This window comes from Catenovulum maritimum, assembly GCF_001050375.1.
GTDB classification, from domain to species: domain Bacteria; phylum Pseudomonadota; class Gammaproteobacteria; order Enterobacterales; family Alteromonadaceae; genus Catenovulum; species Catenovulum maritimum.
Genome location: NZ_KQ130509.1, coordinates 17,587 through 30,095 on the forward strand (window position 1 = coordinate 17,587; position 12,509 = coordinate 30,095).

Consider the following 12,509-nt stretch of genomic DNA (forward strand, 5'->3'; position numbering starts at 1 on the left):
TGTAGAAACGGAAATCTGTATGTCCAACGCCAATATTTTCTTAATTGTTGAAGATGAAAATTTAGAAGAGCTAGAAGAACTTGTTTCTCGGCATGCATCTAATCGAGACGTGTTTCTCATCAACCTAGTTGATATTCTCCGAGGAGAAACCAAGTTCTCTGAAAACCATCATTGTATTTTGTATTTATCAGATGATGCTAATAGCCAAGTGATTCCTTTGCTGGCTGAATACAAGTGTGTGATTTCTATTTTACCGCATCCTAAATCACCACAAAGTATTATAGGTTTTGGTATTCATTTTGATTTAGAAGAAGCTTTAGTTGATGTGTTTCAACAAGAAACATACCAAGTCGACATGATGAAGTGTAATGATGAAATGGTGCTTAATACCATTGAAGTTGGAGATTTTGTCGGTTTAAAACCTGTGCGTGTTACACGACCTAGTTTTTTTCAACGAATTAAAAGCTTCGGTCAAAGATGGAATGAAATAAGGCATCAAATTCCGTTTAAATTGACGTTGACGACGCAAAAAGGCAAAAGCGTGACTACTGCAGTTACCGCGATTTCTGTTGTTCAACATTCTAGTAATACCCGTTTTGTCCAGCACTTAATCGGTGAGTCGAATATTAATGATGGTATGTTTCATTCTGTATTTTTAGCGCCAAGAAGCTTGCGCCAATTATTTTGGGGATTGTTGAAAAGCATAGTTGAGCCGCCTAAAAGATTACCTGAATTTATCGGCCATGTTAGAACCGCTATGCTAGATTTTACTTTCGCCAAAGAAATTGAATATCAAATTGATGGTCGAGAAAGGAAAGGGGAAAGTCTAAAGCTAATTACGCTTGCCAATCATTTACAACTTATTCCTGGTCGGTACTTAAAGGTTGAGCGTAAGCCGGGTAATGGCAAGGAAATTTTTCGAACCCAAAATTTACCCACTTTAGATGCGGTACCTGAGCTGATCAGTAAAACCTTACCTTGGAATATTCACGCAGCGACCGAAGAGTTTAGAGATATATACCAAGCCCTACGTGAAAATGCGGTCGCCTCGGCCACTTTTTTAACCCTAATGGCGCTTTCTACTATGCTTGCGACTTTAGGTTTATTTGCTAACTCAGCACCCGTGCTTATCGGCGCTATGATATTAGCACCTTTAATGGCGCCACTAATCTCTTTAGCTATGGGGACCGTTCGCCAAGACCAAGTATTAATGACGCAAGCAGGGAAAACTCTGCTCGCGGGTTTATTGTTAGCCTTATTCTGTGGCGCTTTGTTATCTTTAATGATACCGCTGAAAATATTAACGACAGAAATGAGTGCTAGGGTTTCTCCTAATTTACTCGATTTAGGTGTCGCAATTATTTCTGGTGTGGCAGCTGCTTATGCTAATAGTCGCTCTGAAATTGCAAAAAGTTTAGCTGGTGTCGCCGTTGCGGTAGCACTAGTACCACCGTTAGCGACAACCGGTGTGGCAATCGCTTGGCTCGATTGGGATATGATTAGTGGTTCATTCCTGCTATTTTTAACTAACTTAGCAGGCATAGTTTTAGCGGCAGCGGTGACGTTTTCTTGGTTGGGTTTTTCTCCTTTCCAGCGGGCTCAAAAGGGGCTTGTTATCCCAGCTATTATAACCATGCTGGTTTCAATTCCATTGGCAGTAAGTTTTGTCCGAATGATGAATAATGATTCTTGGTCGAATCAAATTCAGTTAATTCACTTAGATTTTGCTGATATCAAAAATGTCAGTGTGGTTCAGCATGATCCCTTGATTGTCAGATTTGAGTTAGTCGTAACAGATTACCCAAATGCAGAGCAGCTGGCCGAAATTAAGTCTGTATTACAGAAACAATTACAGAAAGAAATTGAAATGGAAATGACCATAGTCATAAAGAGGTAATACCTTTAATTAGGTTGTTTATCATACAAATGGTGTGAAAATCGTGCGTTTAAGTTTAAAATTAATTTTTCTGTCATTAAACTTTTACACACTTGGTGTTGGTGGAAAAAATTGAAAAAAAATTCATTTTTTTGCTAAAAACTGTGCGACAAATGTACAAAACTACTTTATTATGAGGCTGCACATAAGTGCAAATTTTAGAAAAATTGCCAGAGTGTTTGGTAATTTATAGTTTTAAGTAAGAGAAAAAAATGTCAAATCAAGTAAACGGTACAGTAAAGTGGTTCAATGATGAGAAAGGTTTTGGTTTCATTGAGCAAGAAGGCGGCAAAGATGTATTCGTACATTACTCAGCAATCGTAGCTGACGGTCGTAAAACTTTACAAGAAGGTCAAAAAGTGACTTTAAATGTCGTTCAAGGCCAGAAAGGACCTCAAGCTGAAAACGTAGTACCTGTTTAAGCACGAGTAAAATCCGAATTCTGCAGGTTCGCACTCGCCAACCTGCTTATTTCCTCAAAATTTCTTTTTAATTCATACTTTTCCAAGATACAATCTACCCCAATTCTGTATTCATTAGGTCTCTTTGACGTGGAAAAATTTATCGAACAAGTTTTATATTCAGCTCGCTGGTTATTAGCACCTATTTACCTTGGTTTAAGTTTAGCGCTTGTCGCATTGGGTATTAAATTTTTCCAAGAAATCTTTCATGTTTTCCCACATATTTTTGAAATTAAAGAAACAGATTTAGTTTTAGTAATTCTGTCTTTAGTTGATTTAGCCCTAGTTGGTGGCTTATTAGTTATGGTGATGTTTTCTAGTTACGAAAACTTTGTTAGCCAAATTGATATTAAAGAAGGTCAAGAAAAGTTAAATTGGTTAGGTAAGCTAGATGCGGGGTCTTTGAAAAATAAAGTCGCAGCTTCAATTGTCGCTATTTCTTCCATTCACTTATTGAAAGTCTTCATGAATGCCGAAAACATAGATACTGACAAAATGTTGTGGTACGTCATTGTGCATTTAACTTTTGTTATCTCTGCCTTTGCGATGGGTTATTTAGATAAAATTTCTAGACATTAGCCCTCTGTATCTGAGCGGCTTAAAACCGCTCAAATATGCCATAAAAAGTTGCAGCGGACTAATCGCTTAATAACCTAATATTTTTAGCTTTCTTTTTTATTTAAGCTGAAACACTAATCGTTTAGTAGCCTAATATTTTAAGTTTTAATAAGGCAGCAACACTAATCGCATCGTGAATTTTACCTGTCATAGCGTATTCAATGGCTTCTGATAAGGGTAAACGAATTAGTTTTAAATCTTCAGTTTCTTCCGGTTCAGCTTCGCCTATTTCTATATCTGTCGCTAAATAGACGGTTGCTCTGTCATCTGTCGATGAGTTTGACAGCGACATATTTAAAATTTCTTGGTAATTTTGTGCAACTAAGCCTGCTTCTTCTTTTAATTCTCTAATCGCACAATCCAGTGGTTCTTCATTAATCGGGCAGCCACCTTCTATGATTTCCCAACTATATTCCTGTAGGGGGTAGCGCCATTGTCCAACTAACCAAGTATAACCAGCACTGTCTAATGGCACTATGCCGACTGCTGAGTTTTGAAACTCAACAACACTGTATATACCATCGGTATTAGCAGGAGTGGTGACTTTGTCTTCACGTACTTTAATCCAAGGGTTTGAGTAAATCTCTCTACTCGAATTAGTTTTCCATGGGTTAGCTTCGTCAATTAATTTATTCTTCATTCTTTTTCTATCCTTAATCGCTGACACAATTTCGGCCTGCTTTTTTGGCTCTATATAAAGCTTCATCAGCTGCTTTTAAACATTTATCAAAGTCATTGAGTTCTTTACTGCGTAAAGCATACCCCATACTTATGGTGACATTTACGGTTTTTGTTGCATTGGCAGGGGCCGCATTTCGATCTTTTTCTGATTTTTTCGGTCGACTCTTATCCCTAACCACCATGTCATAGTTAGCGATACTTTGCCTCAGTCTTTCTAGTTCAGGTACAACTTGAGTGGGCGTTTTATTGGCAAACACCAAAGTAAATTCTTCGCCGCCATAACGATATGCTTTACCGCCTGACGATACTTCACCTAGTCGGCTTGCGACTAATTTTAATACTTGGTCGCCCACATCATGGCCATATGTATCGTTAAACTGTTTAAAGTGATCTACATCAGCCATGACAAGTATATATTTACGCCCTAGGGTCATAGCGTATCGATTAAGCGCCCGTCTGGAAGGCAGCTTAGTTAACTCATCAAAATAAGCTAATTGATAAGAATGCGACAAGGTAGTGACAATCAAAATGATAGCAATCGAAGATAAGCAAATCGCTTGTAACGGCTGATTAGGCGCCAGTAAATGATAAAACCAGCAGCACAATAGCATGATAGAGAAGTTACTCTCGATTGGATTTTGCTGCCAGCCAGATTTAACTAGGTTAACCAGCACAAATGCAAAGCAGCTAATGAGTACAAATAAAGAGATAAAGTCATTGTCTAACGTTTGCCATAACACAACTTGAGTTAACAACTCTGGATTGAGTTTGGCTAGGGCAAAAAATATCGCGATAGGGATAAGCAAAATCGTAACTTGCATGAGCCCTTTTCGATTAAATAAACCACTTTCTCTACGTAAACAGAGATAAAAGCCAGTCAGGATTAACCAAGTAAAAGCTAACCCAGAATTTAAAGCTGGAGTAAGTTCAAGCTGAGCTAAAACAAGGGGTAAAAAGGATGCAAAAAACAAGCAGGAAACAGCGAACAAAGCGAGCCTGTTTTGGTTAAATTGCGATGCAAATAAGGCACTTAGTGGTAATAATAAGTAAGGTAGCCAAACCGCAACTTGGTTCCATCGACCAAACTGAAATAAATATAAAGTTTGGCTAAAATAACAAATTAATAAAATACAGCTTGAGAGCAGTAAAGTTCGACAGGTTGCAAGCACAGTTTTACCGTATAAAGTTAAAGTCAGGGCTAATCATAAAGATATGCGGCATAAATACCAAGTTATTTGGTGCCTGAAAATTTTGAGGAAGATAAGATGAGTGATGTTTTAGCTGAGCTATTAGATCTATTAAGTTTAGAAAAAATTGAGCAGGGGATTTTTAGAGGCCAATCTCAAGATTTAGGCTTTGGTGCTGTTTTTGGTGGCCAAGTGTTAGGACAGGCATTAGCAGCCGCGCAAGAAACCGTCGATCTTGATCGGGCCGTGCACTCATATCACTCGTACTTTTTACGCGCGGGTGACGTTCACCACCCTATATTATATAAAGTCGATGTTATTCGCGATGGTAAAAGCTTTTGCACGCGAAGAGTCGAAGCAATACAGCATGGCAAAGTGATCTTTTATTTAACGGCTTCATTTCAAAAACCTGAACATGGCCTTGAACACCAGCATGAAATGCCGAATGTTACTGGACCTGAAAACTTATTGTCAGACTTAGAAATAGCAAGAAAATTTCAGGATCAAATCCCTGCAAAAGTTCGAGATAAGTTTACTTGTGACAAACCGATCGAAATTAAACCCGTAGAGTGGATTAATCCGTTACAGCCAGAAAAAGCACCTGCGAAAAGGCATGTTTGGATGAAAACAAACGGTGTAATGCCGAATGACCAAAGAGTTCATAAATATTTATTGTCTTACGCCTCTGATTTTTATTTTCTGGTGACATCATTACAACCGCACGGAAAATCATTTATGGATCCTAAAATGCAAGTCGCGACTTTAGATCATTCGATGTGGTTTCATCGAGAGTTTAAATTTGATGACTGGATATTGTACGAAATAGATAGCCCTTCAGCGTCAGGCGCAAGAGGTTTAGTCAGAGGTAAATTTTATAACCAAAACGGTGACTTAGTCGCATCCAGCGTACAAGAAGGTGTTATACGAGTTCATGCTTGATTTGATCTATCACACTAAAGCGCTTCAAGTGAATGACTAAACTTGATATTTGTTGCTGGATGGGATTAACTAAGCGCAATTAAATTTGAGTAAAATTATATGTCAGCTAAACATCCAATAATTGCTATTACAGGTTCGTCAGGTGCTGGGACATCCACCACTACAAATGCCTTTCGTCATATTTTTAGAAGCTTTGATATAAAAGCGACTGAAATCGAAGGCGATAGCTTTCATCGCTATACTCGGCCCGAAATGGAAGTGCAGATCAGAAAAGCACAAGAGCAAGGTCGCCATATTAGTTACTTTGGCTCTGAAGCGAATGATTTTAATTTATTAGAAGAATTATTCGAAGGCTATGGGCAAACTGGTCAGGGGAAAATAAGACGTTATTTACACTCTTTTGACGAAGCGGTTCCGTACAACCAAATGCCGGGTACCTTTAGTCCTTGGCATGATTTACCTGAATCTGACTTATTGTTTTATGAAGGACTACATGGCGGCATAGTAACGGAAGAGAACAATGTTGCTAAGCATGTTGATTTATTGATTGGCATGGTACCTATAGTCAACCTTGAGTGGATTCAAAAAATAATCCGAGATACAACAGACAGAGGCCACAGCCACGAAGCGGTTATGTCATCTATTGTTCGCTCTATGGATGATTATATTAACTACATTACGCCTCAATTTAGCCGTACGCATGTAAATTTTCAGCGTGTGCCAACTGTGGATACTTCTAATCCGTTTTCAGCTAAAGATATTCCAACACTAGATGAAAGCTTTGTCGTGATTCGGTTTAGAGGCGTTAAAGGTGTCGATTTTCCATATTATTTAAATATGATTGACGGTGCATTTATGTCACGTGTTAACACTATGGTGGTACCGGGTGGAAAAATGGGACTTGCGATGGAGTTGATTATTACGCCGTTAATCGAAGAGCTAATGCACAAAAAAGGGAAAAAAGTGAGCTCGACAGAGTGGCTACTTAGATAAGAATATTTATCTGAATTTTAGGCAAAAAAATAGGCTCATATGAGCCTATTTTTGTTTAATTAAGACAACTTGGTTTAGTTGCTTAGTTAAATGGACGTCTTTCGCGACGACGTGGTTGTGCGTCATCTCTTCTTGGTCTAAATTTTGGTGCCTGGTCAGACGATTCGCTAGCTGCTTTTTCAGCTGGATCTGCAACTCTTGGTGTCGCACGTTTGTTACGAATTGAAATCTTAGTCAATTTATCAAACACAGTTTTTGGCATACCCTTAGGTAAATCAACATATGAGTGATTATCGTGCAACTTAATATGACCGATATTGCTGCTGTCTAAGTTGATTTCGTTTGCAACTGCACCAACGATATCACCTGGTCTAACACCATCAGAACGACCAACTTCAAAACGGAAGGTATCAAAATCAGCATCGTTACGACGTGGGCGACTAGCACCGCGATCGCCACCACGCTCACCTCTGTTAGCACGCTCACCGCCTCTGTCGTTACGATCACGACGACCACGACCTTCTCCACGTCCGCCATCTCTAGCTTCACGACGATTTCTATCACGTGGTGAATCAACTGGATCTGCTTTCGGGAATAAAGGCTGTTTTAGCTGCTGTTGGAACAATAATGCAGTAGCGATATCTTCAAGTGATTGCTCACTTTCTTCAACAAACTGGTTTAATACGCCACGGAATTGCTCTAAGTCTTGGCTTTCAATTGTTGCTTGAAGCTGAGACTTGATTTTATCTGCGCGAATTTTGCCTAAATCTTTAACGTCTGGCATTTCGAATGTTTCGATACGACCGTCAGTTGCACGCTCTAAACGAGACAAACCACGGATTTCACGGTAATTAGCAAATAAAATCGCTTCACCACTTCGACCCGCGCGACCTGTACGACCAATTCTATGAACATAAGATTCAGAATCAGTTGGTAAGTCATAGTTAATAACATGCGTAATTCTTGGCACATCAAGACCACGTGCTACAACGTCAGTAGCGATTAAGATAGATAATTTACCATTCTTAAGTTGGTCTACAATACGCTCACGGTCATTCTGGTTCATGTCACCGTTAAGTGCAGAAGCAGAGAAACCTTTGCTTACTAAGTGTTCAGCTAGCATTAAAGTATCGTTACGAGTACGCACGAAAACTATCATAGCATCGTAATCTACAGTTTCAGCAATACGCTCAAGACCGGCTGTTTTACCGATTTTGCTAACACGCCAAGCTTTTTGGCTAATGTTTGCTTTTTGTGCTTTAACTGGTGCAATTTTCACGTGAACAGGAGATTTTAAGAACTGTTGAGTTACACGTTTGATTGCTGGTGGCATAGTTGCTGAGAAAAATGCCATTTGCGTTGAATCTGGAACATGTTCCAAAATCCACTGAATATCTTCTAAAAAGCCCATGTTAAGCATTTCATCTGCTTCATCTAAAACACAAGCTTTTAAGTTATCTAGTTGTAAACGACCTTTATCAATGTGATCCATTAAACGACCAGGTGTACCAACAACAACTTGTGGGCCTGCGCGTAAATCACGGATTTGAGGTGTATAAGACTGACCACCGTAAACGGTTGCAACTTTAAAGCCTTTCAGATTTTTACTGAAATCTGATAAAGCTTCTGCAACTTGAATTGCTAGTTCACGAGTTGGACAAACTACTAACATTTGCGTTTTACGCAAGTTAGCGTCTAAGTTTGCTAATAATGGTAAACCGAAAGCAGCCGTTTTACCTGTACCTGTTTGCGCTTCACCTAAAATATCTTTTCCTTCTAATAACGCAGGAATTGATTTTTCTTGAATTGGCGTAGGTTGCGTAAAGCCCATTGACTCAATGGCTTGTAAAATAGGTGCAGGAAGACCCAGTTCGTTAAATTGAACTGTTGATTCAGTATTTGACATAAATATACTCTATCGTTGGGTGAAATCACCCGATTGCTAAAATATGAGGCGGACGCACACGAAGATACCTTTTAAGGCAACTCAAACCTTGAGTTAATTGATTACCTTCACGATGGCGTTATTGATTGTTTTCAATAGTCGCACATTACATAGCTTTATCAGCTGGCGGCGTAATGCCTCTCTGTACCAGCGTGACTTTCTATAGTGACAACGTAATAGACGTTGAATTGTGACAGCGTGTGTTGCTTTTGCTTTCAAAAGCGCTGTTATATGAAAAGCCCTTGCTGGGAGACGCGCACTATACAGATAAAAAATAGGATTGCAAGCGATTGGTTGAAAAATGGACAGTTATTTATGTTTTTAATCTATTTAGCCTAATTTGGATGCGTAAATAGTATAAGTTTTAGTTTGTTATCTAAATTTTAGCTGTGACCGCAATTTAAAGTTGATTCTATATGTCACGGAACAAGCTTTATGATTAAATGAATAGCTTAGCGAGTTTATAATAAAGCCTTTTATTTATGGGGCGTAGCGCTGTTTGTTTTATAGCTGATGCACGTCAGCCAGAAAAGCTAAATGTATATATTCTAGGCTTTACTTTTAACCGAGTTTAAAACGGTTAAAAGTAATTTTTAGAGCTGTAATACAACTATTTAGAATGGTAGCTTATTTGGTTAATAAACCATAATTGCTTACCAGAAGGGGTAGGAACCTCTGCTTCATCGTCGACCTGTTTTTTTAATAAAGCCCTAGCCATAGGCGAATCTATCGAAATGTAATCATTACGACCATAAATTTCGTCAGGGCCTACAATTCTAAATTTTTTGATTTCACCTGATTCATTTTCTACCTCAACCCAAGCGCCAAAAAATACCTTTCCATCTTGCTCTGGTGAGTAATCGACAATTTTCATTTCTTCTAGTCGTTTACGTAAGTACCTGACTCTTCTATCAATTTGGCGTAATAAACGCTTGTTGTACTGATAGTCAGCGTTTTCGCTTCTGTCGCCTAAACTCGCAGCCCAAGTCACTTTTTTAGTAACTTCTGGGCGCTCTGTTCGCCATAAGTGATCAAGCTCTTGTTCTAGTTTTTCGAAACCTTCACGGGTAACTAAATTTGTTTTCATTTATTTGTTCATGCGTTGAGTTAGGCCAATTGCACTAAATTGTATTTTATAATCTGGATTTAACAAAACCATCTTTGGTTATATTCTTAAGATCCGGTTTCGCTTTGGGTGCTTAGTAAGGTAATATTAATTAAATAACCTGAACTCGGGATAAGAACTTGCTTTCTAGCAGCTGTTTTTTCTCGCTGTTTCTTCTTATTAAGGCGTTAAATTTGATTGCAATAGACTCGCTATTAGCACTCAAATTCGCCTTGTACTAAGAAAAAGTATCGAGCTAGAATAGATGAAATATCAAAAGTATATGTATTTCAAATTGTTAGCTGATTTCTTATCCCGAGTTCAGGTTACATATTCACGTCTACTGTTTAAAGACATCATTTAAATAAAATTGAGCTTAAAATCATGTATGAAGCTTTTTACGGTTTTACTGATAAACCTTTTCATTTAACACCCGATCCAAATTTTTTCTTTGCGAGTAAACTCCATAATCGCGCTTTATCTTATTTAAAGTACGGTATTAGCCAAGGTGAAGGCTTTATTGTGATTACTGGTCAAATTGGTACTGGTAAAACAACGATTGCAAATAGCTTATTGGCAGAGCTAGAAAATGATGAAGTAAAAGCTATCCAAATAGTGACGCCAAAATTAAACCCAGAAGATTTAATTTTTGTAACGGCGGCAAAGCTTGGCTTAAATACGGATAACAAATCCAAAGGCCAAGTACTCCAGTTAATTGAACAAGAGTTAGCAAGACTAGTTTCGAGCGGTTACCGTGCATTATTAGTAGTAGATGAAGCGCAAAACTTACCAGTAGAATCGGTTGAAGAGCTGCGCATGCTGTCCAATTTCCAAATTGATGGTAAGCCTTTATTACAAAGCTTTTTACTCGGTCAGCCTGAACTGAGAGAGTTACTTCAACTACCAAACATGGAGCAGTTTAGGCAGCGAATTGTGGCATCATGCGACTTGAAACCATTGTCTCAACCAGAAACTCATGAATATATTAACTTTAGATTAGCAGCTGCTGCAGGTAAGCCAGTAGACATTATCGCTAATGAAGCAATCGAATCAATTTACGATTTCACCGGCGGTACTCCAAGACGAATTAACACTCTGTGTGACCGAGTTTTACTTTATGGGTTTTTAGAAGACAAAACGCTATTAACGGCCGAAGATGTAGCAACCGTAATTGCAGAAATTAAGCAAGAATCTGCTGATTTAGAGCCAGAAAAACTAGTTCAAGCGAGCAATCCAAGCACTCAGCAAGAAAACCGTTCGGAAGAAAATATAACCCAACAGACAGTTGAGAATGAAAGCAAGTTAGAAGACTTAACGCCGCCAGCGCCACAATTCGGTAGTGTTAAAGCGTCAGGGTTACCAAAAGATGTTATGGATGATGTAACGCACCTGAGAAACATGCTGTCAGAAATTAAATACACCCTAGAAACATCTATAGAATATAAGTTAAAGGTAAGTCGCTACATAGATAACGTGATTAACCGCAAACTGAAACAACTTAAGCAAGTCTCGAATGTTGAAGATGAGCAAAAAGAACTAGATGAATAATTAACCTAAATTCAGGTTAATTAAAGGCAAAAAAAAGGCAGTGTAAAATTACACTGCCGTATTCACTATTATCATCCATAATACAAAATTCCCAAGGGAGATATTACTCCTTGTAAAGCTTCATCCTGAATGTCCTATGTCCATTGACTTATCCTATAAGCCTAGCTTCCTTATCCATCGATAAATGACCACTTGTTTTAAGTCCTATAAAACCATTTCTCTTCGGGGCGCACTAACATGAAACCTTTACTAAATGCTATCCGTCACATTTATTAACTGATTAAAGTGTAGACAATTATTTGTATTTTGCTGGCACTTCTAATCTAAAATAATTTAATTTGTTTCGAATCTATATTTTAAAATTATTATAAATCAATCGGTTATGGTTTTTGTGGCGTGATTGCTAAACCAATCTCTTACTATAAAAAGGGTAATATCTCACAAAATTAGTTAATGACTTTCTGGTGCTAGCGTATTGAAATTTTTGAATGGCCGAACTTAAAAGTGATTTGGTTATTATTAATTAAAATAAATAGACATTGGCTGTAAGTGATTGTAATTTATATTTTTAACAATGCCTGTCATGCAGGTAATTTACAATATTTTTTCATGCAACAAATAGATTATCTGGACAGATACCTTTAAAACCACAAGTTAAGCTAAACGAGCAGGCGCGAAGCTTGCTGGCACGTTTTTGAAAGCAAAACCTTTGTTGAGATTAAATAGATATATTGAGTTAACCTTCACGCGTCAGCAAGCTTGACGCCTACAATATTTTTTCATGCAACAAATAGATTATCTGGACAGATACCTTTAAAACCACAAGTTAAGCTAAACGAGCAGGCGCGATGCTTGCTCGCGCGTTTTTGAAAGCAAAACCTTTGTTGAGATTAAACAGATATAGTGATTTAACCTTCACGCGTCAGCAAGCTTGACGCCTACAATGTTTTTAATATGCAATATTGCCTTAGACCAAAAATCTAACCCTTAAACTGCTTCATTCAAGCGGTAACAAATCTCAGTTAATGCCTTTCATTCTGGTCTATTTTCAACACCAGAAAGCTAGACGGCTCGATTCCTGCTTTTAGGGTTAAAT

10 protein-coding genes are annotated in these 12,509 nt (G+C 38.1%); 6 read left to right on the forward strand and 4 right to left on the reverse strand.

The annotated features are described in order from the left end of the window. Window positions 1-19: 19 nt before the first annotated feature. From XM47_RS17410 to XM47_RS17420, 3 genes are all read left to right on the forward strand, one after another. Entirely contained in the window at window positions 20-1,897 is a 1,878-nt protein-coding gene (locus XM47_RS17410) for a TIGR00341 family protein (protein WP_048695424.1), read from the forward strand. Between the two features lie 251 nt (window positions 1,898-2,148). Further along, window positions 2,149-2,358, forward strand: a complete 210-nt coding sequence (locus XM47_RS17415; RefSeq protein WP_048695426.1) for a cold-shock protein — start codon at window positions 2,149-2,151, stop codon at window positions 2,356-2,358. Between the two features lie 129 nt (window positions 2,359-2,487). Then, entirely contained in the window at window positions 2,488-2,976 is a 489-nt protein-coding gene (locus tag XM47_RS17420) for a TIGR00645 family protein (RefSeq protein ID WP_048695429.1), read from the forward strand. Window positions 2,977-3,097: 121 nt separating this feature from the next. Here the strand turns inward: XM47_RS17420 and XM47_RS17425 are convergent, their stop codons facing one another. Continuing rightward, the gene (locus XM47_RS17425) at window positions 3,098-3,655 is read right to left on the reverse strand and encodes an NUDIX domain-containing protein (protein ID WP_172656562.1); all 558 of its coding nucleotides are present in this window, start codon (window positions 3,653-3,655) and stop codon (window positions 3,098-3,100) included. A 13-nt stretch (window positions 3,656-3,668) separates the two neighbouring features. Further along, window positions 3,669-4,865, reverse strand: a complete 1,197-nt coding sequence (locus XM47_RS17430; RefSeq protein WP_048695430.1) for a GGDEF domain-containing protein — start codon at window positions 4,863-4,865, stop codon at window positions 3,669-3,671. 96 nt (window positions 4,866-4,961) lie between these two features. Between XM47_RS17430 and tesB the strand changes: the two genes are divergently transcribed. Together tesB and XM47_RS17440 are read left to right on the forward strand one after the other, a co-directional pair. After that, the gene (gene tesB, locus XM47_RS17435) at window positions 4,962-5,822 is read left to right on the forward strand and encodes an acyl-CoA thioesterase II (protein ID WP_048695433.1); all 861 of its coding nucleotides are present in this window, start codon (window positions 4,962-4,964) and stop codon (window positions 5,820-5,822) included. Between the two features lie 99 nt (window positions 5,823-5,921). Then, the gene (locus XM47_RS17440) at window positions 5,922-6,815 is read left to right on the forward strand and encodes a phosphoribulokinase (protein WP_048695435.1); all 894 of its coding nucleotides are present in this window, start codon (window positions 5,922-5,924) and stop codon (window positions 6,813-6,815) included. Window positions 6,816-6,897: 82 nt separating this feature from the next. On the opposite strand, the gene XM47_RS17445 is transcribed toward XM47_RS17440, so the two are convergent. Both XM47_RS17445 and greB read right to left on the reverse strand, forming a co-directional pair. After that, window positions 6,898-8,721, reverse strand: a complete 1,824-nt coding sequence (locus tag XM47_RS17445) for a DEAD/DEAH box helicase (protein ID WP_048695438.1) — start codon at window positions 8,719-8,721, stop codon at window positions 6,898-6,900. A 649-nt stretch (window positions 8,722-9,370) separates the two neighbouring features. Next, window positions 9,371-9,847, reverse strand: a complete 477-nt coding sequence (gene greB, locus XM47_RS17450) for a transcription elongation factor GreB (protein ID WP_048695441.1) — start codon at window positions 9,845-9,847, stop codon at window positions 9,371-9,373. Between the two features lie 402 nt (window positions 9,848-10,249). Here greB and XM47_RS17455 point away from each other — a divergent pair, with 402 nt between their 5' ends. Then, window positions 10,250-11,413, forward strand: coding sequence for an XrtA/PEP-CTERM system-associated ATPase (locus tag XM47_RS17455; protein ID WP_048695444.1), 1,164 nt, complete (start codon window positions 10,250-10,252; stop codon window positions 11,411-11,413). Window positions 11,414-12,509 lie beyond the last annotated feature (1,096 nt).

Bases quoted from the DNA above. Each gene is read 5' to 3' on its own strand.
- XM47_RS17410 (WP_048695424.1), top strand. From the start codon at position 20: ATGTCCAACGCCAATATTTTCTTAATTGTTGAAGATGAAAATTTAGAA.
- XM47_RS17415 (WP_048695426.1), top strand. From the start codon at position 2,149: ATGTCAAATCAAGTAAACGGTACAGTAAAGTGGTTCAATGATGAGAAA.
- XM47_RS17425 (WP_172656562.1), bottom strand. From the start codon at position 3,655: ATGAAGAATAAATTAATTGACGAAGCTAACCCATGGAAAACTAATTCG.
- tesB (WP_048695433.1), top strand. From the start codon at position 4,962: ATGAGTGATGTTTTAGCTGAGCTATTAGATCTATTAAGTTTAGAAAAA.
- XM47_RS17440 (WP_048695435.1), top strand. From the start codon at position 5,922: ATGTCAGCTAAACATCCAATAATTGCTATTACAGGTTCGTCAGGTGCT.
- XM47_RS17445 (WP_048695438.1), bottom strand. From the start codon at position 8,721: ATGTCAAATACTGAATCAACAGTTCAATTTAACGAACTGGGTCTTCCT.
- greB (WP_048695441.1), bottom strand. From the start codon at position 9,847: ATGAAAACAAATTTAGTTACCCGTGAAGGTTTCGAAAAACTAGAACAA.
- XM47_RS17455 (WP_048695444.1), top strand. From the start codon at position 10,250: ATGTATGAAGCTTTTTACGGTTTTACTGATAAACCTTTTCATTTAACA.